The following is a 20,544-nucleotide window of genomic DNA, read 5'->3' on the forward strand; positions in this document are numbered from 1 at the left end:
ATGCTATCAGTCAAAAGAAATACTGCAGTTTTCTTTAAAATCCTTTTAGTTCTTGGATTTGCATATTTCTTTTGGCTGATGCTAAAGATTACCTTAGAATATATTCCTTTTAATCCTGAGGTGAGCTTTCTGATGATCAAACAGACAGAAGTAACAGAAAGGCCGGAATATCTTCCGTTTTTCTATACCCATGTTTATACAAGCATTTTTGTACTTCTTTCGGGTTTTCTTGCTTTGCTCAGAAAGGATTTTGGATTCAAAAATTTCCACAGGAACATGGGAAAAATCTATATTTTTCTCATCCTGATCTGTGCGGCACCTTCAGGAATTTATATGGGACTTTTTGCCAATGGAGGCATTTTATCGAAGATTTCTTTTATTATTTTAGGCTTTTTATGGTGGTTTTCAACGTTGAAAGCCTATCAGCTGGCAAGACAGAAAAGGTTTAAAGAACACAAGCAGTGGATGTGGCGGAGTTTTGCTTTTACTTTATCTGCTATTACCCTGAGAATGTGGAAGGTAATTATTGTATATTTATTTCATCCCAATCCTATGGAGGTCTATCAGATCATTGCATGGCTGGGCTGGATTCCCAACATCCTTATTATTGAATATTTAATCACAAAAAAACATCTATGAAAATTGTAAATTACACACTGATTTCCTTGCTGACAGTTGCTCTGTTAAGCTGCAAAAAAGAAGGAAAGACTACCGAATCAGGAAAAGATTCTCTGACCGCAAAAAAGGACTCTGTGGTAATCCCTGAAGTCCACCAGGAATATTACGGAATTTATACCGGGGAATTTGCCGGAATGGAAAAGGTAGTTGACCAGACAGATGGCTCTGAATATGATGTCAGTAACTATAAAAGAATTTCTTTAAAAATCAACAGAATCACCAAAGACAGCGTTTACGGACAAAGTATCGTTAATGGAAATCAGCGGCCGTTCAGAGGTGTTTTTAATGAATCTACGGCATCTTTTGTATTGGACGAACCCGGCAATGATAAAACAGATGGAAGATTTGAAGTAAAATTAAAAGGAGACAGCTTAACCGGAAAGTGGAATGCTTTTGATAAAACAAGCGTTAAAGCTCCTTCAAAAATGCTTAAACTGACTAAAAAAGAGTTCGTTTATAACCCGAATTTTATGCTGGATAAGGATTCTGATCTGGTAGACTGGTCAAACCCAAAAGAGTTTACTGAAAAATACACCGATGAAGAAACCGGAAAAACAGAAAGCTATAAAACCTCTAAAAACCGTATAGCATCTGAAGCAATTTTCAAACTGAATGCTTCCAAACAGAAACTGTCAGAAAAGGATCTTAAAAACTTAAGAAAGCTGGATCTTGAGATCATCAAAAACTCTGTATTTGCAAGACATGGTTATTCCTTTAAAAAAGAAACCTACAGAAATTTCTTTGAACAAACAGACTGGTATATTCCTGTTTCCAGCAATGTAGACAATGATCTTTCGCCTATGGAAAAGGAAAATGTGGCTTTACTGAACCGTTTTACCAAATATGCGGAAGATAAGTATGACAGTTTTGGAAGATAGAGAAAAGGTTTTAGGTAGCAGGAGTTAGGGATTAGGGGTTGAGGTTAAGCCATCACTGTTTGTCATTCTTACGATAAGATAGAGAATCAGGCAGCCTACCGCATAGCAAAGATTATCTATCCATGAGAAAGAATTTCCAATAACAATATACATCAGGCTTCCAGGACGGAAGCCTAGTTTTTCTGCAATATTGAAATACTGTGCAAATTCTACCATCAATGAAAAAATCAGAATTCCCAGAATAAGTTTCTGATCATTTATTTTTACAAAGCTCTTTACAAACGTGTAAAGAAGCATTACCACAATCACATCCCCAAGATAAGCTCTCACGAAGAAAATATCACTTAGTTTGGTGGCAATCAATACTTCTACAAGAAAAACAAATACGGTGAGAAGCAGATACTTCAGGCTGAACTGGAATTTCATTTCAAATTGAGTTTAAGGCATAAAAAAACGGTATTCTAAGAACACCGATCTTATTTTATACAGGCAAATATATTATTTCTTTACTTTGATTGTACATCCAATGGCTACTGTTTTTGTCATTTTCACCGGTTCACCTTTGATCAGAGCATTTACGGCATCCTGAGCATAATATTCTGAGACATCATTCGGATTATCATAATTGTTGTCGATAGCACCAATGTACTTTACAATATTCTTTCCGTTTTCTTTTTTCAGTACAAAAACATGTGGTGTTTTTGTTGCTCCGTACTGCGGATAAATTTTTTGCCCTTCATCTACCAGATAAGGAAAAGTAAATCCTTTCTGCTTTGCTCTTTCAATCATTTGCTGATAGCCATCTTCCGGCTGTACATTCGGATCATTAGGATTAATGGCAATGACCGGATAGCCCTGAGCCTTATATTTTTTATCCAGCTCAATGATTCTGTCCTCATATTTTTTTGCATAAGGACAATGATTACAGGTAAATACTACAATGAATCCCTTTGCGCTTTTAAAATCACTTAGGGAAACCATTTTCCCGTCAATATTTTTAAGCTTAAAATCGGCGGCTTCGTCTCCTACTTCATAGCCTTTTACAGATGAAACATTCATTTTCTGACTAATATTTCCATCATGATCTTTCGCTGTAAAGCTTAGTAATCCCAGCCCAACGATGCATGCGGTCATTAAAATTTTCAGGTTTTTCATAATTTAATTATTTATTGGAGGTTTTCTTTAATTGTTTTTTCCAGATCTTCTTTGCTCATTTCACCGTCATTGAAATGGATTTTTAATCCGTTTTTGTAGAATAACGTTACCGGAATATTTCCGTCCCAGTCTTTTTCAAATCTTGGAATCCAGGTGTTCATCCTTTTGATATCATCTAACAAAAGTACTTCAGCGGTTAGATTTTTATTTTTAATGAATTTCAGGACTCTTTCTTTATCAGCCAACCTGTCCAGTGAAACCAAAATCATCTTATACTTCTGATTATCTGTATATTTTGCATTAACATCCATAAAATGTGGCAGCTCTTTTACACACGGACCACAGGTTGTAGACCAGAAGTTGACCACAAGCAATTTATCTTTTTCCTGTTGAATTCTCTTCTCCAGATCTTCATATTTTAGTACAGAAACACTTGTTTGTTGGGCTTTAAAAACCGTACAGAATAAAAACAGTGTTAATATTTTTATTATATTTTTCATTATCAAGATATAAACAACTACAATCCAACAATATACAAAAATAAAATTCATCAATTCTGTAAATCTTTTACAAATAAACATTTTTTTGGTCACTGATTCATTTTTTTGATATTTTTACAGCCTTAAATGAAAACCATGAAAAAAACTTATTTACTTCTGCCAATTTTCTTTTTGGCATCATGCACAAGCAGCAATGACGATGATACTTCAACAGGTAATAACGGAAACAATAACAACAATGATCCAGTTTTGGTAACCAAAATGACTATGGATGGAGATGTTTTAACGTTTACCTATAACGGATCAAAAATTTCTCAGATCAAGAATATCACAGAAGGAAGCGTAACTACATTTCTCTATTCAGGTGATCTGATAACACAATCTGTAGTGAACGGTTCAAACACTTCTCTTAATACTAAATTTACTTATGACAGCAATAACAGGCTCATCAAAAAAACAATCTCAGGAACTGATTTCGGAGGAGCTTGGAATTCAGAGTCCAACTATACCTATCAGGCCAATAACAATGTAAAAATTGTATATACAGCCACTACTTCATCATCAACAAGAAGTGAAACCAGAAATGCAATTTTGAATGCTGATGGTTCGATGAGCAGCTGGACTGGTACTCTTTCAAGAACTCAGAATAATACTACTGAGACTGCATCCTCTACCTTAAAAACAGTAGTATATGACTCCAAAAATGCTCCTTTAAAAAATATAACAGGGTATTTAAAAATTATTGATAATGAAGATGAAAGTGGATCTGCCCACAATACATTAAGCTACAACCACATCATCAGCTATAATAACGGAACTGGAACTGAATGGACCATATTCAAATCTAATTTCGAATATAATTCCAGCGGTTATCCTACCAAAGAAATCCGAAGCTATTATGATAAAAACGGGACCACAACTACAGGTTCCACAGACGTTAATACTTACGAATACAATCATTTATAATACAAAAGAGCCGCTGAGGCTCTTTTTTTTTACAGACATGTTAATTTTTTCACAAGTAATAGAATTATATAGATGATTTTTATATATTTGAGTTGAATCAAACTAAAAATACCATGAAAAAATTAAACCATCAGAAAAAACTGACTAAAAAAGCATTGAAAAATATCACAGGAGGAAATGGACCTGGGATATGCTGGGAAGGTCTTTGCAGGGTAAGAGGAACAGATGATGAATATACTATAGGACCTTTAGACAGCACCGGATTTTGCTGCTAATCCAACACACTTAAAACTAAAAACAATAACCAAAACAAATCATCATGAAAAAATCAAATATTCAAAAAAGAAAACTGACAAAAAGTGAGTTAAAAGAAATTACAGGAAATGGCAGAGTATGCTGGGACGGATTCTGCCGCAGAGGAGAATTTGAAGAATGGCAGCTTGGAGCTGGTGACAAAAACGGCTATTGCTGTTAGGATCCCATACACTTTGTTAGATAAATAAGGATTGAGGCCGCCCTCAATCTTTTTTTATAAAACAGATTCTCTTCTAAAAAAGTTAACAATTTGACTCACAATATTTTGAACATAATAAAATATCTTGTAAATTAGCTTTTACCAAATTAAAATTATTATGAAAAATTTAAAAAATCAGAAAAGAAAATTGAGTAAAATTGAGCTGAAAGAGATCAGCGGTGGAGCAAACAGACCTGTATGCCCAAGAGTAATAAGCTGTACAGATCCTCATACCGGAGAAGAACGATATGGTGTTCCGGGGATGCAGGATGGATTCTGCTGCTAATTAATATAGAATAATAGTAAAAAAAATGATTGGATTACCCTCCAATCATTTTTTTTATCGAGTTCAATTTCATTAAAGCTTCAATTGGTGTCAATGTATTGATATCTATTTTCGTCAATTCTTCACGGATATTCTCCAGGACTGGATCATCCAGCTGGAAAAATGAAAGCTGCATGTTTTCTTCTGTGACTCTTTTAATACTCTCAGAAGTACTTCCGCTTCCCTGCGTTCTGCTTGCTTCAAGAGTTTTAAGAATCTCATTCGCTCTGTTGACCACTTTGGCAGGCATTCCGGCCAGTTTTGCAACGTGGATACCAAAACTGTGTTCACTTCCTCCCGGAACCAGTTTTCTCAGGAAAATAATATTCCCTTTGTTTTCCTGAATAGAAACATGGAAGTTTTTCACCCTTTCGAAATTGACCGTCATTTCATTCAGCTCATGATAATGCGTTGCAAATAACGTCTTCGCTTGTGTAGGATGCTGATGAAGATATTCTGCAATAGCCCATGCAATAGAAACCCCGTCATACGTAGAAGTTCCACGCCCGATTTCATCTAATAAAATAAGGCTTCGTTCTGAAATATTGTTCAAAATATTGGCTGCCTCATTCATCTCTACCATGAAAGTAGATTCTCCTGCAGAAATATTATCGGTAGCTCCTACCCTTGTAAAAATCTTATCCAGCAATCCGATTTCAGCATGTTTTGCAGGTACAAAACTTCCAATTTGAGCCAAAAGACATACAATAGCCGTCTGACGCAGGATTGCCGATTTACCGGCCATGTTGGGTCCTGTTACCATGATAATCTGCTGGGAATCCTTATCCAGGAAGATATCATTCGGAATATATTTTTCTCCTAGCGGAAGCGCATTTTCAATAATCGGGTGTCTGGCTTCTTTTAAATCAATGGCATAGCCGTCATTCAAAACAGGCTTTGTATAACTCTCAGAAACAGCCAGTTCAGATAATCCCGCAGCCACATCAAGTTGGGCAATAATATTGGAATTTCCCTGAATCTGATCTATATAAATCATCGTTTCCCCACATACATTTCTGTACAGTGATGTTTCCAGGACACCTATTTTTTCTTCAGCACCAAGGATCTGGTTTTCATATTCTTTCAGTTCTTCGGTAATATATCTTTCAGCATTCACTAAGGTTTGCTTTCTTACCCAGTCATCCGGAACTTTATCTTTATGGGTATTTCGGACTTCAATATAGTATCCGAAAACATTGTTAAAATCAATTTTAAGACTGGTAATCCCTGTTCTTTCAATCTCTCTCTGACACATTTCATCCAGGAAACCTCTTCCTTTACTCTGAAGATTTCTCAGTCTGTCCAACTCTTCAGAAACCCCTTCTTTAATGATATTCCCTTTCGCAATACTTACCGGAAGCTCTTCATTAAGATGGTTCTGCAGAAATTTAATCAACTCTTCAAGATCAAATAAAGGCTCTAACCACGCCAGCACATCTGCATGAGGATGCAATAAAGCTTTGATTTTATGAATATTAATTAAACTCTGGCGTAAATATCCAAGTTCTTTAGGTGAAATTTTCTCTGCAGCCAGTTTTCCCATTAATCGGTCAAGATCAGAAATGGATTTCAGAAGCTGACAGATTTCATATTTCAGCGTATCATTTTCGTTTAAGAAATCAATCAGAGATAATCTTCTCATGATCTCATCTACCGATTTTAAAGGAAGGATAATTCTTCTTCTCAATAATCTTCCTCCCATCGGAGTAGATGTTTTATCAATGATATCCAACAGTGATTTCCCCTGTGGATTGCTTGGATAAACAATTTCCAGGTTTCTCAGGGTAAAATTATCCATCATCAGATAATCTTCCTGAGGAATGATCTGAAGCTTTGTAATATGGGCAAGCAGATTATGATGGGTATCTTCTACCAGATACGCAAAAATAGCTCCCGCTGCTGTAATCGCCAATGGAAGGTTTTCTATTCCAAATCCCTTCAAAGAATTGGTTTTGAAATGATTTGTGAGTTTTTCGTAGGCAAAATTATATTGGAAAGCCCAGTCTTCAAGCTTAAAGGCATTTTTATTTTTGATCTGTTCCGGAATCTGTGTGCTTCTCTGGAAAATAATCTCACTCGGATCAAAGGTATTGATGATGTGTAAAAGCTTTTCCAGGTTTCCTTCACTTACCAGAAACTCTCCGGTAGAAATATCCACTAAGGCAATTCCGTATTTCTCTTTTTCTTTGTGTAATGAAAGCAGGAAGTTATTCTTTTTGGAATTCAAAACCTGATCATTAAAGGTAACACCAGGCGTAACCAACTCAGTAACACCACGTTTTACAATCCCTTTCACCATTTTCGGATCTTCCAACTGATCACAGATCGCAACCCTCATTCCTGCTCTTACCAGTTTTGGAAGATAAGAATCTACAGAATGATGTGGAAACCCAGCAAGTTCTATATGCCCCTCACCATTGGCTCTTTTGGTAAGCACAATACCCAGAATCTGAGAAGTTCTGACAGCATCCTGACCAAAAGTTTCATAAAAATCCCCAACCCTGAACAATAATAGAGCATCAGGGTATTTCGCCTTGATGGTATTGTACTGCGTCATTAACGGGGTTTCTTTCTTCGCTGCTTTTGCCATAGTAAAAAATGAGCCCCAAATTTAAAAAAATAAATTCAGGGTAAGAGAATTGTTTAGGGGTTAATCTTCTATACTTTTCTTTATCAGTAATTAATCGTATTTTTCAGCCATCAAATCACATTATTCATGGAATTTCCTGTTTTAGAAACTGAAAGGCTTATTTTGCGTCAGCTTACTTTTAATGATACCCAAGATCTTTTTGAATACTTTTCTTTAGATGAAGTTATGGAATATTATGATCTGGATACCTTCAAGACGGAAGACGACTCCCGCCGCATCATCCAGCATTTTAACAGTGAATTTGAAAAAGGAAAAGGCTTCAGATGGGCTCTGGAACTGAAATCCACCGGAAAAGTTATTGGTACCTGTGGCTATCACAACTGGTACAGAGAACATTTCAGAGCAGAGGTCGGTTATGAGCTCAATCCCAAATTCTGGCAACAATCCTATATGAAAGAGGCCATTCTTCCTATTTTAACCTATGGATTTGAAACGATGAGGCTTCACCGTGTGGATGCTTTCATAGATCCATCCAATATTTCTTCCGAAAGGCTGTTGACTTCTTTAAATTTCAGCAAAGAAGGAACGTTGAAAGATTATTTTTTTGAAAAAGGAAAATTCGTAGATGCAACCATCTTCGGGCTTATCAATAAATAAACTGATCTAAATCTAACGCTAAGAAGCAAAGAAAATTGATATTGATGCTTCTTATTTTCGTTCGCAAAGGTATTTCATTTAGCAATTGACGAATTTTCTTCGCTGAGTGAAACGCCTTTGCGAACCCTTATCAGCAAATAAAATTTGCGTTCCTTGCGTTAAAATAATCTAAGGTATACAGCCTATTGTCCGGACTTCATGTGTTTTCCCAGTGCTTCCGAACTCTTTTTATAAGCCCATTTCTGTTTATAACTCACCCATTTGGCCTTGAAAATTTTTCGCATAAGTTTATCTGTGTACCTCATAATGAAAACATGATACAGCATATTGGCAAAAACATTCGGCTTATTGGGAAGTGCCCGTAGTGAAAGTGAAAAACCAGGCTCCAGATATCTGTTGAAATGCCAGAAAGCACCCGGAATAAAGAGTGCATCGCCATGTTCCATAAATATTTCATATCCTTTTGCATATTTCAGCGCCGGAAACTTTTCATAATCCGGATTTTCATAATCCACATCATAAATGGTATGAACGGATAAAGGGACTTTATATAAAAACGGAGACTGTTTCTGATCAAACAACAGGATTCTTTTCTTTCCTTCGAAATGGATATGCATAAAATCTCCCAGATCAACATCATAATGCATTAAAACATGGGCTTCACTTCCACCGAAGAATAAAGTGGGTAACCTTTTAAAGAACTTAATTCCAAGATCAGGGTAAGTAAAGTTTTTCAGCAGCTCAGGAAGCCTGTCTGTGATGATATAGAAAAAGATTCGCAGATCTGAAGGTTTGCTTTTTATCGTATCAATATACTCCTTCATTTTCATATGGGTAACCGGAGCATCGGAACTTTTCGCAGCATCAGCCGGTTTATTGTCATATAACGGAACTTCCTGATCTCCTGCTTTTTCTTTGATATAGGCAAGATTCCATTTGTCAAAAGCGTCCCATCGGCTGGCAAAATTCTTAATCAAAAGAGGTTTCTGCTTTTTAAAATAATTTTTCTGAAAATCTTCTTTACTGATATCATTTACAATATCTACGTTTTCGAGGATCATGTATTTTGTATTTAATGCGAACTAAAAATAGTGTTTTTTTGAAACCTGAGAAAATTAAGATTAAAATGGTTGGAAGCTGGAAGAGGGATGCTAGAAGTTAAGATTTGTCTTGCAAATGTCTATACATCATTCTATAAAAAGATTTTTATGAAAAACTTAGAGCTCTTATTCAGCGTCAATAACTTCCCGCTCCCAGCTTCAGACTTCCTTACTTAATTAGCAGAGCTCACATGAAAAATTTATATTTGTAGTAATAAGTGAATTTATGAGAGTCTACAATACCAAACATTTCATTAAAATCCTTTTCAGTTTACACAAAAGTGATACCTTAAAAATTCTTTTTCCGAGTATGATTCTTGTAGGATTATATTCCTGGGGAATTCAGTATCTGGAAGTTGAATATTTGCATCTTACCACAAAATCAGGAGTGAGCAATGTGGGTATGATTCATTCTCTACTCGGATTTGTACTTTCTCTTTTACTGGTTTTCAGAACCAATACGGCTTATGACAGATGGTGGGAAGGCAGAAAACTTTGGGGAAAACTAGTCAACGACACCAGAAACTTTGCCATAAAAATCAATACTATTCTTGGTGATAATCGTCAGGATGCTGAGCAGATTGCAAGATATTTAAAATACTTTCCTCACTTTTTAGCCAAACACCTTTCCAAGGAATCCACAAGACTGGCTTTGGATGAAGATTATTCTGAAATTGAAAATTCTTTGAAAAATCATGGACCAAGCGAAATAGTGATTCTGCTGAGTCATAAATTGAACCAGTTAAAAAAAGAAGGAAAAATTTCAGAAGTTGAAATGCTGTACTTAGATACACAACTTTCAGGATTTCTGGATGTATGCGGAGGTTGTGAAAGAATCAAAAACACTCCGATTCCTTATTCTTATTCTTCTTTTATCAAGAAATTCATCATTCTGTATGTTTTTGCTTTACCTATTGCATACGTTATTACGATAGGTCTTTTTATGATTCCTCTGACGGTTTTTGTATATTATGTTCTGATGAGCCTGGAGCTTATTGCGGAAGAAATTGAAGATCCTTTTAATAATGACGAAAATGATATTCCAATGGAGACTTTAGCTCAGAATATTGAGAAGAATGTGCATCAGATTATGAGTAGAAAATAAAAAATCAAGCTTTTAAAGCTTGATTTCTTTCAGTTCACCATCCTGTTTTATTTCCACAAATTTGCTTTCCCTGTTGGCTGCAGAATATCCGTAGAAAAATGTACTGTATATGGGTGTTGAATACAAATAGGCTCCATATCCATTATAAGCATTTGAAGTTCCGGTTTGCTGCTGATAGCTTGCCGTCGCTGTAAAATTGACGATGGTTTCAAGGTAATATTTCCCGGGTTTTAATTTTTCAAATTTAAACCTCCCGTGATCATCTGTTAGAGCTTCCACTCTGTATTTAAAGGCTTCTTCAGACATATATACTGTTGTTTTTTTATTTTCATATTTCTTTCTCATGTTATAAAATTCCTCAAAATAAGGTGTAACAGGAAAAAGCATAACAACGGTTCCTTTGGGAGCATAATGTTTTTCTCCAAGCAATGGCTTGATGCCCCAGTTATTTTTTTGTTTTGTGGAAGCTACTCCTTCAATGGTAGAATTCCCGAATCCAAGCATATCTCTCGCCAGTTTTTTATCAAAAAAAGCTTGCGGATAATACGTGTTTTGTGCACCCAGGTACATAAATCCCCATATTAATATGAATAAAGTGAATAATTTTTTCATAGTATATTTTTGAGTCAAATATAAGTATTTTACTATTTTTGAAATAAAAATAGCTATGAAGTACATGTTTCTATTGTTTTTTTCCACTTCTGTTCTAATCACAGCACAGAAACCTTGTGGATATAAGGATGGGCTGCAGGAAGGCTCATGCAAAGAATTTTATGACAACGGCCAGGTAAAAAATATGGTAGAATGGAAAAAAGGGAAACTGGATGGTGATGCTGTTTTTTATCACGATAACGGAAAAGTGCAGTCAAAAGGAGAATATAAAAAAGGATACAAAGTAAAAGAATGGTCCTATTTCGATAAGACCGGAGTGCTGACTTCCAAAGAAGCTTTCAGAAACGGAGAAAAGAACATTTATGATAATAGTCTTACTGCCACGTTCTATTCTCCTGTAGGTAAAATAGTTGAAATTTCTAATTATAAATTCAATAAATTACAAGGAGAAAGCAAAACCTTCCATGAAGACGGAAAATCAATAAAAGATATCGGCCAATACGATAACGGGCTTGCTACCGGGAAATGGAAAGTGTTTTATCCATCAGGAAAATTACAGCGTGAAACAGAGCTTGCCAATGATAAAAGAAACGGCAACAGAGTTCATTACCGTGAAGACGGAAGCATAGAAAAAACAGAGGTCTATAAAGACGGAAAATTAATCTCAACAAAATAATACAATTGGTACAGAAACTAAAACTGGAAGAACTAAACAGAATAGATGTAGAAACATTTAAGAAGGTTGAAAAAATTCCGGTGGTCATCATTTTAGATAATATCAGAAGCATGCACAATGTAGGTGCAGCCTTCAGAACGGCGGATGCCTTTTTAATTGAAAAAATTATTCTTTGCGGAATCACTCCACAGCCACCTCATCGTGAGATTCATAAAGCGGCATTGGGGGCAACGGAAAGTGTAGACTGGTCTCATGAAGCAGAAACAAATACAGCTATTGCAGACCTGAAAAGCAAAGGATACGAAATCATCGGGATTGAGCAGACTACAGGAAGCCAGCTTATTACTGATTTTACCATTGACAGATCAAAAAAATATGCCTTGATTTTAGGAAACGAAGTGGAAGGAATCAGTGATGAAGTACTTCCCAATATTGATGTGTTTTTAGAAATTCCACAGCTTGGGACGAAACATTCTCTTAATGTAAGTGTGTGCGCCGGAATTGTGATGTGGGAATTTGCAAAAGCATTAAAATAAAAAAACTGCATATGTCCTTAATAGACAGTGCAGTTTGAAATAAATCTAATAAAAAGTAAAAATGAAAGGCGACAAAGGTACTTTATTTTTTTTTACAAACAAATTTTGACGGCATTTTTTTTGTTTCATCTTAAAAAAAGTCGGCTTTTCAGAAAAAGTTTCGTTTAATTTTTTATAAATTAGCACAATGTTTATCAAGGACTATATCTCAAAAGACTTTCCATGTTTTAGCCTGTCTGACTCCATAGAGTCGGCCAGAAACCTGTTGGAAGACTTTGGATATTCCCATATTTTCATCAAAAAATCTCATCACTTCTTCGGAGCCATTGCCATGGATTTTCTGTATGAAGAAGATGGGGGAACACTAAAGGACCTGGAACACCAGATTGAACGGTTTGCAATTCTGGAGGATAACAATGTTATGGACAGTATCCGTCTGTTTTATACTTTCAGCTCCAATGTGATTCCGGTGATTAATAAAAATGAAAAATATCTCGGGTATATTACCTGTGAAGATGTTTTTCAGGACCTTTCCCGTTATCCTTTATTTTCAGAAACAGGAGCTATTCTTACCGTAGAAACTCCGGCCAGAAAATATTCAATGACGGAAATTACCAATATTGTAGAAAGTAACAATTCGAAGTTTTACGGAGGATTTATAAGCTTTATGTCTGAAGAGGTAGTCCAGGTCACAATAAAGATCAGTAATGAAAACCTGGCCTCGATAGATGCTACATTTGACCGGTACGACTACAGAATTGTTGAAAAATACTATTCTGATGAGAAATCCGATCTGTTTAAAGACCGTTATGGTTTTTTACAAAAATTCATAGAAATATAACATGAAGGCAGCCATATATTCTCAGAAAAAAGATCTTGATACTTTTTTATATTTAAGCAAGTTTATCTCTGAACTTGAAGCAAGAGGTGTAAAATCTGTTCTGTATGATGAAATGGCTGAAGCTCTTCAGTTTTCAAAAATATTCGAAACTTTCAACTCCAAACAGGATCTTCTTGATAAACAAGTAGATTTGTTTTTCACTTTTGGTGGAGACGGAACGATTGTAAATTCTTTAACCTTTATTGAGGATCTTGAAATTCCCGTGGTAGGAGTTAATACAGGAAGACTTGGGTTTTTAGCCTTTTTCACAAAAGAAGAAGCCTTTAAAGAACTGGATTCCATTTTAAAGGGAGATGTAAAAACAAGTCGCCGTTCCGTAATTGAGGTAGTTTCTCCCAAACTGGAAGGAGCCTTCCCTTATGCATTAAACGATGTTACCGTCTCCCGAAAAGAAACGACATCGATGATTACCGTGGATTCTTATATCAATGATGAGTTTCTGAATGTATTCTGGGGCGATGGTGTCATTATTTCAACACCTACCGGTTCTACCGCTTACTCTCTGAGCTGTGGCGGACCAATTATTTCTCCCAATAACGAAAATTTTGTTATTACTCCTATCGCTCCTCACAATCTGAATGTGAGACCTTTAGTAGTGAATGATAAAGTAGAAATAAAATTCAGAGTGGAAAGCCGTGTACCTCAATACTCTCTTTCCTTAGATTCCCGACTGATACATATAGAAACCGATAAGGAAATCATTATCAAAAAGGCAAAATTCCAGCTTCTTCTGGTGCAGCCCAACGGTTTGAGTTTTTACGAAACCATCCGTCAGAAGCTCCTTTGGGGCCGAGATAAAAGAAACTAGTAATTTCTTAAAAATGATTACCTTTACATGAAATTAAAACACCTAATAAATTTATAATAAAAAGTAAAACATGAGCAGAATTTTTCCGGCAGGAGTTGCCACAGGTCAGTTAGTTACTGATATCTTTCAGTATGCTAAAGAAAACAAATTTGCATTACCTGCAGTAAACGTAATTGGATCAAGCAACGTCAATGCTGTAATGGAAACTGCAGCGAAATTGAACTCTCCTGTAATTATCCAGTTTTCTAATGGTGGAGCCGCATTCAACGCAGGAAAAGGATTAAACAATGACGGACAAAGAGCTGCTATCCTGGGATCTATCGCTGGAGCAAAACATATTCATACTCTTGCTGAAGCTTACGGAGCAACGGTAATTCTACACACAGACCACTGTGCAAAGAAATTACTTCCTTGGATTGACGGATTAATGGATGCTAACGAAGATTTCTTCAAGCAGACAGGAAAATCTCTTTATTCTTCTCACATGCTGGACCTTTCTGAAGAATCTTTAGAAGAAAACCTTGAGATTTCAGCTCAGTATTTCGAAAGAATGGCTAAGCTTCAGATGACTCTGGAAGTAGAAATCGGAGTAACAGGGGGTGAAGAAGATGGTGTAGACAACTCAGATGTTGACAACTCTAAATTATATACTCAACCTGAAGATATCGCTTATACTTATGAAAAATTAAAAGCGATTTCTGATAACTTCACTATCGCTGCTGCTTTCGGTAACGTACATGGAGTTTATAAGCCAGGAAACGTAGTTCTTACGCCGAAAATCCTTGACAATTCTCAGAAATATGTTCAGGAAAAATTCGGAACAGCGGCTAAACCTATCAACTTTGTATTCCACGGAGGTTCAGGATCTACTTTAGAAGAGATCAGAGAAGCTATCGACTACGGAGTAATCAAAATGAATATCGACACTGACCTTCAGTTTGCATACACAGAAGGCGTGAGAGATTATATGGTAAACAATATTGAGTATTTAAGAGCTCAAATCGGAAACCCTGAAGGAGAAGAAAAACCTAACAAAAAGTTCTATGACCCAAGAGTTTGGGTAAGAAAAGGTGAGGAAACATTCTCTACAAGATTGGTAAAAGCATTTGAAGATTTAAATAACGTAAATACTTTAAAATAAGAACTGTAAATTTGTACCAATGTAAAAAGTATTCATAAGAAATGCATTTACATTGGTACATTTTACATTTATACATTAATACAAACAAAAATGGCATTCGACTGGTTTAAAAGAAAAGCAAAAAACATTACCACTTCTACTGATGAGAAAAAGGACGTTCCCAAAGGCCTTTGGCATCAGACTCCATCCGGAAAAGTAGTGGAACATGATGAACTAAAGAGAAATAACTATGTTTCTCCTGAAGATGGATTTCATGTAAGAATAGGAAGTGCAGAATTTTTTGACATCCTTTTTGACGGTGGTAAATTTACCGAACTGGATGCCAATGTTGAAAGTATTGATATCTTAAACTTCAAAGATACAAAGCCTTACAAAGATCGTTTGAAAGAAGTAAAAGCTAAAACTAAGCTTACAGATTCTATCAGAAATGCTGTAGGAACTGTAAAAGGAACTGAAATGGTAGTTTCTTGTATGGATTTTGCTTTCATCGGTGGATCTTTGGGTTCTGTAATGGGAGAAAAAATCAGAAGAGCAATAGACTATTGTATTGCACACAAACTTCCGTATATGATTATCTGTCAGTCCGGAGGAGCAAGAATGCAGGAAGCCACTTACTCTTTGATGCAGTTGGCAAAAGTTCAGGCTAAATTGGCTCAGCTTTCTGAAGCAGGACTTTTATACATCGCTTACCTTTGTGACCCTACATTCGGAGGAATTACCGCTTCTTTTGCAATGACTGCTGATATCATTATGGCAGAGCCGGGAGCACTGATCGGTTTCGCAGGACCAAGAGTAATCCGTGAAACAATCGGTAGAGACTTACCGGAAGGATTCCAGACATCAGAATTCTTACAGGAAAAAGGATTTGTAGATTTCATCGTAAAAAGAACTGAAATTCAGGATACTGTTGCCAAAACAGTTAATTTATTAGCTGTAAAAGCATAGTTTCTGTAACAAAAACAATACAATCTCTCTCTAATTAGGGAGAGATTTTTATTTATGAGGACTTTTAAGATATTTTTCAATACCATCAGAAGTATGAGTTTTAAAAAGATTATACGTCTTTTATCACTTGTTCTTCCCCATCCTCTTTTCGCTTTACTCAGTTTTCATGCCACGATAAAAGCATTTACCATTGCACAGAAGAAGTTTCCTAAGACAGCTTCCACTAATGGAAGCGGAAATGCCTTCAGACATGCCCTGTGGTGCTGCTTCATCATGATGTACTGCTGTAAAATTTCTTCTCCTAAAAAAGCACTGGATTTCTGCAAGAGAATAACAGATATGCATGAAGAACTCTTCCCCAATGAGCCTTTAGAAACTAAAATGGATCTCCATAACAACAAAATCGGAATGGATTATTTCATGGAAATTTTACCCGGAATTCACCGTCAGTTTTTTGAAAAAAGCTTCTTTGTAGATGTATTAATCAAAAAAATGGATGATGCTAAAGTTCTGAAAAATCTGGATGATGATTTTGAAGGGCACCTTGTTTATCTGGAAGAGTAAATTATTTTTATTTTAAACGCTAAAGATCGCAAGGAAAATATAAACTTTATGCATATTTTCGTCCGCAAGGGCATTTCATTAGGCTATGTTCACTAATTTAAATTCTCTTTGCTTAGTGCTAACGCCTTCGTGAACGAAAAAATATTTCATTACATAAAACCTTTGCGAACAATGCGTTAAAATTGGATTAAACTGGCAAACCATCATTAGCCCTCTTTCATACCGGAATAACAAAAGACTTTAGTTATTTTTGTGGTTTAAAGTATTTTTGATAAGTTTAAACAATTAAATCAATCAGATGGTTCTCAGCAGAATTTGGTCGGCTTTCATTATCATTGCCATTGCCATTGCCAGTATAAAATACGTTTCGTCAGGTAACTACAAAACCATTTTCAATGATATGGTGGTGGGAAAAGGAGGTGATACAGTGAAGATTGCTTCCCAGCCTATGAACAGCCTCTCTCCTATTGTTCGGGACAGTCTGATGAAAAAAAATGATTTTGCAGACAGCAGAATTCATTATAAAACAGATTCTTTAAAACAGAATGCAACCGTTTACCGTGTTCAGGAAGCCGACGGAGTTATCGGAACTTCAGAAACTGCAGTGAAGATCTGTCTTGGTCTTATCGGAATTATGACCCTGTTTATGGGGTTCATGAGTATTGCTGAAAAAGCAGGAGGAATCAACCTTCTAAGCCGTTTGATCCAACCTTTTTTCTCCAAATTATTTCCGGAAATTCCGAAAAACCATCCTGCATTTGGGCATATGCTGATGAATTTCAGTGCCAATCTATTGGGATTGGATAATGCCGCCACTCCTTTTGGTTTAAAGGCTATGGAAAGTCTCCAGACTTTAAATCCTAATAAAGATACTGCCAGTAATTCACAGATCATGTTTCTGTGTCTTCATGCCGGAGGTATGACTTTAATTCCGGTTTCCATTATTGCAATCAGAGCATCTATGGGATCCAAAACGCCTACAGATATTTTCCTACCGTGTATGATTGCTACTTTTGCGGCTACACTGGCTGCAATGATTATTGTTTCTTTATATCAGAAAATCAATCTTCTTCGTCCGGTAGTTATAGCTTATGTAGGAGGAATTTCAGCGATTATTGCTTTATTAGTTCTATACCTTGTACAATTGAGTAAAGATGAGCTAGATGACTTCAGTAAAGTACTAAGCAATGGTTTAATTCTATTTATCTTCCTTGCGATTGTATTAGGAGCCGTTTATAAAAAAATCAACGTTTTTGATGCCTTTATTGAAGGTGCAAAAGAAGGTTTCACTACCTGTGTTAAGATTATTCCTTATCTGGTTGGGATGTTGATTGCGATTTCTTTATTAAGAACTTCCGGTGTTTTTGATGTCATCATTGATGGGATGAAATGGGTTGCTAACGTTGCCAATATGGATCCAAGATTTGTAGACGGACTTCCGACAGCGTTAATCAAACCTTTATCCGGTTCAGGAGCCAGAGGAATGATGGTGGATACGATGACCACATTCGGGGCTGACAGTTTTCAGGGAAAATTAGCCGCTGTACTTCAGGGAAGCTCAGATACGACGTTCTACGTAATTGCAGTATATTTCGGTGCCGTTGCCGTTAAGAATACAAGATATACGGTAATTGCTATGCTTCTGGCCGATTTAGTAGGTGTTATTACAGCAATTGCATTGGCATATTTGTTCTTTGCTTAATAAAACAGTTGCTGGTTGGGTAGTTGCTAGTTTTTTACCGTTAAAAATGTATTAATGAGTTACGAAAAACTTGATATTTATAATATTGCTTTTGAGTTGTTTATTGAAACACATAAATTATCGCTCAAACTACCCAACTATGAATTATACGAACTAGGTAGCCAATTGAGACGATCAGCTGATTCAATTGTTACAAATATTGCAGAGGGATATGGAAGAAACTGTTACAAAGGTGATTTCATTAGGTTTCTCACCTACTCTCAGGCAAGTTGTGACGAAACAATTTGTCATCTATCGAAAATAACCAGACTTTATCCGGAATTACACTCAGACTTTAAAGAAAAATCAGAACAATACAAACTCTTAGGAGGAAAAATCAATAACTTTATAAAATACGTGCAGTTAAACTGGAGAACCTAACCCCAAACTAGCAACTAGCAACAAAATACCCCATTATGATTACAGATAAAGAATTTACCCTAAGACTCATTCGCCAACTGACCCAGGCATTAGAAAAACTAATCCTTGACAAACCTGAAGAAAGTTTAATGCAGAAAGAACTGGATTTTGATACGTTGATGAGGGACATCTTCAAGATGAGCTTTACAGAAGTTGCTTCTAAAACCAAAGAAGAAATGATCGCCATTGTGAATGAAAGACAGGAAAGAGATCACAAAGATTATTATGAAATGCTGGGAAATTTATTCTATTTCAACAGCAGATATGATCAGAATAAAGATTTTCAGGATAAAGCAAAGACATTCTACGAACTGTATCTTCAGACCAGTGGTATTTTTGCACTCCCAATTATCAACAGAATAAATGAATTAAAAAAAGCACTTGAATAAAGTGCTTTTGTATTTTTAGAATGTAATTTTATAAGTTCCGGTAGAAGAAGTTCCGGCTTTCTCAGCCTTCACATATTTCTTAACCCAGGCTACAGATGTAGAGGCTACACAAGGATCTGAAACGCCTCCGGCTCTTCTTGCAGACACTACATTTCCTGCTTTATCTACGGTGTAAGCAATAGTAATTGATCCGCTTGCTGTACAACTGTGAGAGGGCTGTGCACCTCCTCTTCCCATTGTTCCGGGAATATAGCCTACCAGTTTTCTGTCGATCCCTACTTTACTATCTCCGTTTCCATCTCCTCCTAAAGGATCTCCTGCATTTCCAATGCCTTCACCAGTTCCCTGGCTTCCGGCTTTGGTTCCTCTTCCTTTGATCAGGTTTCCGATAGCTGCAGTTCCTTTTCCGTCTCCATTTCCTGTTTTTGAATTAGCCGTAGCTGCTCCTGATTTTTTAGTATTTTTTGAAGCATTTGTGCTCGTGGCTTCTTTTTTCTCAGCTTTTTTGGATTCCTCTTTTTTAGGAACAGTAGTTTTTGAATTATTTCCTGTAATGACTTTCTCCTTAATCTCAGTTTTCTTTGGTTCGGGAGTAGGAACCGGTTCTGGTTTTATAACTGTTTTTGTTTCCGGAACGGGAGTTTCTGCAGGCTCTGGAGTTACTTCTTCTGTTGCAGCGGCAAGACTTCCAGGCTGTTCAGCGGGTTCTTCAATCCCTTTTCCGTTTCTGTTGTCTCCGAAGTTCACCAGCATGGTAGTAACGACTTCAGGGTCTTTATCCAGTTCAGGTTTTAATTTATACAAAAAAACAAAAAGCAGAATAGCAGCCCAGATGAGAATAGAAAGCAGTGCACTCTTTACTCTATCTTTATTTTCTTCGTTTCTGTTTGCTGTATAGCTTTTCATCTTAAAACGTAATTCTTTCCGGAAATCCGGGTGTGTTATTTATCTTTAACGGTTGCAATGGCAATGTTAAATTTATATTTCTCAGCAATTTCCATTACAAAAACAACATCTTTGTGCAATGTGTTTTCATCAGCTCTGATCGTAAATGATTTATTGGGCTGGCTGGCTAATTTATCTACAATAATTTTCTCCAGTTCTCCTCTATTTGCAGGATTATCATCCACAAAGAATGAGCCATCCGGCTTGATGCTTACCGTCACAGGATTCGGAATATTATCGTCAACGGCTCCGGCTTTCGGCAGATTCACATCAATAGCGCTTTGATTGGCAGCTGATGAAGTAATCATAAAGAAAATCAGCATCAACAGGATAACGTCTGTCATCGCTGCTAAACTGAATTCCGGATTTGCTTTATTTCTTCTCTGAATTTTCATCGT

26 protein-coding genes are annotated in these 20,544 nt (G+C 36.2%); 18 read left to right on the forward strand and 8 right to left on the reverse strand.

Features of this window, described 5'->3' with window-relative positions:
* Positions 1 to 639, forward strand: a complete 639-nt coding sequence (locus REB14_RS22840; RefSeq protein WP_079243747.1) for a DUF2306 domain-containing protein — start codon at positions 1 to 3, stop codon at positions 637 to 639.
* A complete protein-coding gene (locus REB14_RS22845; protein ID WP_079243746.1) occupies positions 636 to 1,556 on the forward strand; it encodes a YARHG domain-containing protein in 921 nt (306 codons plus the stop codon). The genes REB14_RS22840 and REB14_RS22845 overlap by 4 nt, the downstream gene beginning before the upstream one ends.
* A 24-nt stretch (positions 1,557 to 1,580) precedes the next feature.
* Here REB14_RS22845 and REB14_RS22850 read toward each other — a convergent pair whose 3' ends face one another.
* From REB14_RS22850 to REB14_RS22860, 3 genes are all read right to left on the reverse strand, one after another.
* Positions 1,581 to 1,982, reverse strand: coding sequence for a ribosomal maturation YjgA family protein (locus REB14_RS22850; protein WP_309523383.1), 402 nt, complete (start codon positions 1,980 to 1,982; stop codon positions 1,581 to 1,583).
* A 72-nt stretch (positions 1,983 to 2,054) separates the two neighbouring features.
* Positions 2,055 to 2,711 carry a thioredoxin family protein gene (locus tag REB14_RS22855; RefSeq protein WP_309523384.1) on the reverse strand — a complete coding sequence of 219 codons (657 nt, stop codon included), beginning with the start codon at positions 2,709 to 2,711 and terminating at the stop codon, positions 2,055 to 2,057.
* An 11-nt stretch (positions 2,712 to 2,722) separates the two neighbouring features.
* Positions 2,723 to 3,211, reverse strand: coding sequence for a TlpA family protein disulfide reductase (locus tag REB14_RS22860; RefSeq protein WP_079244031.1), 489 nt, complete (start codon positions 3,209 to 3,211; stop codon positions 2,723 to 2,725).
* A gap of 135 nt (positions 3,212 to 3,346) precedes the next feature.
* On the opposite strand from REB14_RS22860, the gene REB14_RS22865 reads away from it, so the two are divergent.
* From REB14_RS22865 to REB14_RS22880, 4 genes are all read left to right on the forward strand, one after another.
* Entirely contained in the window at positions 3,347 to 4,177 is an 831-nt protein-coding gene (locus tag REB14_RS22865) for a hypothetical protein (RefSeq protein WP_145953325.1), read from the forward strand.
* Positions 4,178 to 4,290: 113 nt separating this feature from the next.
* The gene (locus tag REB14_RS22870; protein WP_145953324.1) at positions 4,291 to 4,452 is read left to right on the forward strand and encodes a bacteriocin; all 162 of its coding nucleotides are present in this window, start codon (positions 4,291 to 4,293) and stop codon (positions 4,450 to 4,452) included.
* A 44-nt stretch (positions 4,453 to 4,496) separates the two neighbouring features.
* Positions 4,497 to 4,652, forward strand: coding sequence for a hypothetical protein (locus REB14_RS22875; protein ID WP_158521395.1), 156 nt, complete (start codon positions 4,497 to 4,499; stop codon positions 4,650 to 4,652).
* A gap of 157 nt (positions 4,653 to 4,809) precedes the next feature.
* Positions 4,810 to 4,977, forward strand: a complete 168-nt coding sequence (locus tag REB14_RS22880; protein WP_157885766.1) for a hypothetical protein — start codon at positions 4,810 to 4,812, stop codon at positions 4,975 to 4,977.
* Positions 4,978 to 5,011: 34 nt separating this feature from the next.
* On the opposite strand, the gene mutS is transcribed toward REB14_RS22880, so the two are convergent.
* Positions 5,012 to 7,606, reverse strand: a complete 2,595-nt coding sequence (gene mutS / locus REB14_RS22885; protein ID WP_309523385.1) for a DNA mismatch repair protein MutS — start codon at positions 7,604 to 7,606, stop codon at positions 5,012 to 5,014.
* Positions 7,607 to 7,732: 126 nt separating this feature from the next.
* Here mutS and REB14_RS22890 point away from each other — a divergent pair, with 126 nt between their 5' ends.
* On the forward strand, positions 7,733 to 8,263 hold the full coding sequence (locus REB14_RS22890) for a GNAT family N-acetyltransferase (protein WP_079243741.1): 531 nt from the start codon (positions 7,733 to 7,735) through the stop codon (positions 8,261 to 8,263).
* 182 nt (positions 8,264 to 8,445) lie between these two features.
* Here the strand turns inward: REB14_RS22890 and REB14_RS22895 are convergent, their stop codons facing one another.
* Positions 8,446 to 9,324, reverse strand: coding sequence for a cupin-like domain-containing protein (locus REB14_RS22895; RefSeq protein WP_079243740.1), 879 nt, complete (start codon positions 9,322 to 9,324; stop codon positions 8,446 to 8,448).
* Positions 9,325 to 9,589: 265 nt separating this feature from the next.
* On the opposite strand from REB14_RS22895, the gene REB14_RS22900 reads away from it, so the two are divergent.
* Complete coding sequence (locus tag REB14_RS22900; RefSeq protein WP_079243739.1) at positions 9,590 to 10,468, forward strand: bestrophin family protein; 879 nt, start codon at positions 9,590 to 9,592, stop codon at positions 10,466 to 10,468.
* Between the two features lie 12 nt (positions 10,469 to 10,480).
* Here REB14_RS22900 and REB14_RS22905 read toward each other — a convergent pair whose 3' ends face one another.
* A complete protein-coding gene (locus REB14_RS22905) occupies positions 10,481 to 11,080 on the reverse strand; it encodes a hypothetical protein (RefSeq protein ID WP_238594322.1) in 600 nt (199 codons plus the stop codon).
* 55 nt (positions 11,081 to 11,135) lie between these two features.
* Here REB14_RS22905 and REB14_RS22910 point away from each other — a divergent pair, with 55 nt between their 5' ends.
* The 10 genes from REB14_RS22910 (at position 11,136) to REB14_RS22955 (ending at position 19,201) form a co-directional block, all read left to right on the forward strand.
* The gene (locus tag REB14_RS22910) at positions 11,136 to 11,756 is read left to right on the forward strand and encodes a toxin-antitoxin system YwqK family antitoxin (protein ID WP_079243738.1); all 621 of its coding nucleotides are present in this window, start codon (positions 11,136 to 11,138) and stop codon (positions 11,754 to 11,756) included.
* Positions 11,757 to 11,761: 5 nt separating this feature from the next.
* A complete protein-coding gene (locus tag REB14_RS22915) occupies positions 11,762 to 12,292 on the forward strand; it encodes an RNA methyltransferase (protein WP_309523386.1) in 531 nt (176 codons plus the stop codon).
* A 187-nt stretch (positions 12,293 to 12,479) separates the two neighbouring features.
* Positions 12,480 to 13,133, forward strand: coding sequence for a CBS domain-containing protein (locus REB14_RS22920; protein WP_034694191.1), 654 nt, complete (start codon positions 12,480 to 12,482; stop codon positions 13,131 to 13,133).
* Between the two features lies 1 nt (position 13,134).
* Positions 13,135 to 14,001: an NAD kinase gene (locus REB14_RS22925; protein ID WP_034694189.1), complete on the forward strand. Its 867-nt coding sequence runs from the start codon at positions 13,135 to 13,137 to the stop codon at positions 13,999 to 14,001.
* A 70-nt stretch (positions 14,002 to 14,071) separates the two neighbouring features.
* A complete protein-coding gene (fbaA, locus tag REB14_RS22930) occupies positions 14,072 to 15,142 on the forward strand; it encodes a class II fructose-bisphosphate aldolase (RefSeq protein WP_079243736.1) in 1,071 nt (356 codons plus the stop codon).
* Positions 15,143 to 15,232: 90 nt separating this feature from the next.
* Positions 15,233 to 16,087 carry an acetyl-CoA carboxylase, carboxyltransferase subunit beta gene (gene accD, locus REB14_RS22935; RefSeq protein ID WP_047426596.1) on the forward strand — a complete coding sequence of 285 codons (855 nt, stop codon included), beginning with the start codon at positions 15,233 to 15,235 and terminating at the stop codon, positions 16,085 to 16,087.
* 54 nt (positions 16,088 to 16,141) lie between these two features.
* Entirely contained in the window at positions 16,142 to 16,651 is a 510-nt protein-coding gene (locus REB14_RS22940; RefSeq protein ID WP_079243735.1) for a DUF6973 domain-containing protein, read from the forward strand.
* A gap of 298 nt (positions 16,652 to 16,949) precedes the next feature.
* Positions 16,950 to 18,353 carry a nucleoside recognition domain-containing protein gene (locus REB14_RS22945; protein ID WP_079243734.1) on the forward strand — a complete coding sequence of 468 codons (1,404 nt, stop codon included), beginning with the start codon at positions 16,950 to 16,952 and terminating at the stop codon, positions 18,351 to 18,353.
* 54 nt (positions 18,354 to 18,407) lie between these two features.
* Complete coding sequence (locus tag REB14_RS22950) at positions 18,408 to 18,773, forward strand: four helix bundle protein (RefSeq protein WP_309523387.1); 366 nt, start codon at positions 18,408 to 18,410, stop codon at positions 18,771 to 18,773.
* Between the two features lie 35 nt (positions 18,774 to 18,808).
* Positions 18,809 to 19,201 carry a hypothetical protein gene (locus REB14_RS22955; RefSeq protein WP_309523388.1) on the forward strand — a complete coding sequence of 131 codons (393 nt, stop codon included), beginning with the start codon at positions 18,809 to 18,811 and terminating at the stop codon, positions 19,199 to 19,201.
* A 15-nt stretch (positions 19,202 to 19,216) separates the two neighbouring features.
* On the opposite strand, the gene REB14_RS22960 is transcribed toward REB14_RS22955, so the two are convergent.
* Entirely contained in the window at positions 19,217 to 20,107 is an 891-nt protein-coding gene (locus REB14_RS22960; RefSeq protein WP_309523389.1) for a ferric siderophore ABC transporter substrate-binding protein, read from the reverse strand.
* Positions 20,108 to 20,142: 35 nt separating this feature from the next.
* Positions 20,143 to 20,541 (reverse strand): ExbD/TolR family protein, encoded by a 399-nt coding sequence (locus tag REB14_RS22965; protein ID WP_047426583.1) that lies wholly within the window; start codon positions 20,539 to 20,541, stop codon positions 20,143 to 20,145.
* Positions 20,542 to 20,544: the final 3 nt, after the last annotated feature.

The organism is Chryseobacterium metallicongregator (assembly GCF_031324065.1).
GTDB lineage: Bacteria > Bacteroidota > Bacteroidia > Flavobacteriales > Weeksellaceae > Chryseobacterium > Chryseobacterium metallicongregator.

Bases quoted from the DNA above. Each gene is read 5' to 3' on its own strand.
- REB14_RS22855 (WP_309523384.1), bottom strand. From the start codon at position 2,711: ATGAAAAACCTGAAAATTTTAATGACCGCATGCATCGTTGGGCTGGGA.
- REB14_RS22955 (WP_309523388.1), top strand. From the start codon at position 18,809: ATGATTACAGATAAAGAATTTACCCTAAGACTCATTCGCCAACTGACC.
- REB14_RS22910 (WP_079243738.1), top strand. From the start codon at position 11,136: ATGAAGTACATGTTTCTATTGTTTTTTTCCACTTCTGTTCTAATCACA.
- REB14_RS22875 (WP_158521395.1), top strand. From the start codon at position 4,497: ATGAAAAAATCAAATATTCAAAAAAGAAAACTGACAAAAAGTGAGTTA.
- fbaA (WP_079243736.1), top strand. From the start codon at position 14,072: ATGAGCAGAATTTTTCCGGCAGGAGTTGCCACAGGTCAGTTAGTTACT.
- REB14_RS22920 (WP_034694191.1), top strand. From the start codon at position 12,480: ATGTTTATCAAGGACTATATCTCAAAAGACTTTCCATGTTTTAGCCTG.
- REB14_RS22870 (WP_145953324.1), top strand. From the start codon at position 4,291: ATGAAAAAATTAAACCATCAGAAAAAACTGACTAAAAAAGCATTGAAA.
- mutS (WP_309523385.1), bottom strand. From the start codon at position 7,606: ATGGCAAAAGCAGCGAAGAAAGAAACCCCGTTAATGACGCAGTACAAT.
- REB14_RS22960 (WP_309523389.1), bottom strand. From the start codon at position 20,107: ATGAAAAGCTATACAGCAAACAGAAACGAAGAAAATAAAGATAGAGTA.
- REB14_RS22860 (WP_079244031.1), bottom strand. From the start codon at position 3,211: ATGAAAAATATAATAAAAATATTAACACTGTTTTTATTCTGTACGGTT.
- REB14_RS22945 (WP_079243734.1), top strand. From the start codon at position 16,950: ATGGTTCTCAGCAGAATTTGGTCGGCTTTCATTATCATTGCCATTGCC.
- REB14_RS22895 (WP_079243740.1), bottom strand. From the start codon at position 9,324: ATGATCCTCGAAAACGTAGATATTGTAAATGATATCAGTAAAGAAGAT.
- REB14_RS22965 (WP_047426583.1), bottom strand. From the start codon at position 20,541: ATGAAAATTCAGAGAAGAAATAAAGCAAATCCGGAATTCAGTTTAGCA.
- REB14_RS22850 (WP_309523383.1), bottom strand. From the start codon at position 1,982: ATGAAATTCCAGTTCAGCCTGAAGTATCTGCTTCTCACCGTATTTGTT.
- REB14_RS22880 (WP_157885766.1), top strand. From the start codon at position 4,810: ATGAAAAATTTAAAAAATCAGAAAAGAAAATTGAGTAAAATTGAGCTG.
- REB14_RS22900 (WP_079243739.1), top strand. From the start codon at position 9,590: ATGAGAGTCTACAATACCAAACATTTCATTAAAATCCTTTTCAGTTTA.
- REB14_RS22890 (WP_079243741.1), top strand. From the start codon at position 7,733: ATGGAATTTCCTGTTTTAGAAACTGAAAGGCTTATTTTGCGTCAGCTT.
- REB14_RS22925 (WP_034694189.1), top strand. From the start codon at position 13,135: ATGAAGGCAGCCATATATTCTCAGAAAAAAGATCTTGATACTTTTTTA.
- REB14_RS22840 (WP_079243747.1), top strand. From the start codon at position 1: ATGCTATCAGTCAAAAGAAATACTGCAGTTTTCTTTAAAATCCTTTTA.
- REB14_RS22950 (WP_309523387.1), top strand. From the start codon at position 18,408: ATGAGTTACGAAAAACTTGATATTTATAATATTGCTTTTGAGTTGTTT.
- REB14_RS22865 (WP_145953325.1), top strand. From the start codon at position 3,347: ATGAAAAAAACTTATTTACTTCTGCCAATTTTCTTTTTGGCATCATGC.
- accD (WP_047426596.1), top strand. From the start codon at position 15,233: ATGGCATTCGACTGGTTTAAAAGAAAAGCAAAAAACATTACCACTTCT.
- REB14_RS22940 (WP_079243735.1), top strand. From the start codon at position 16,142: ATGAGGACTTTTAAGATATTTTTCAATACCATCAGAAGTATGAGTTTT.
- REB14_RS22845 (WP_079243746.1), top strand. From the start codon at position 636: ATGAAAATTGTAAATTACACACTGATTTCCTTGCTGACAGTTGCTCTG.
- REB14_RS22905 (WP_238594322.1), bottom strand. From the start codon at position 11,080: ATGAAAAAATTATTCACTTTATTCATATTAATATGGGGATTTATGTAC.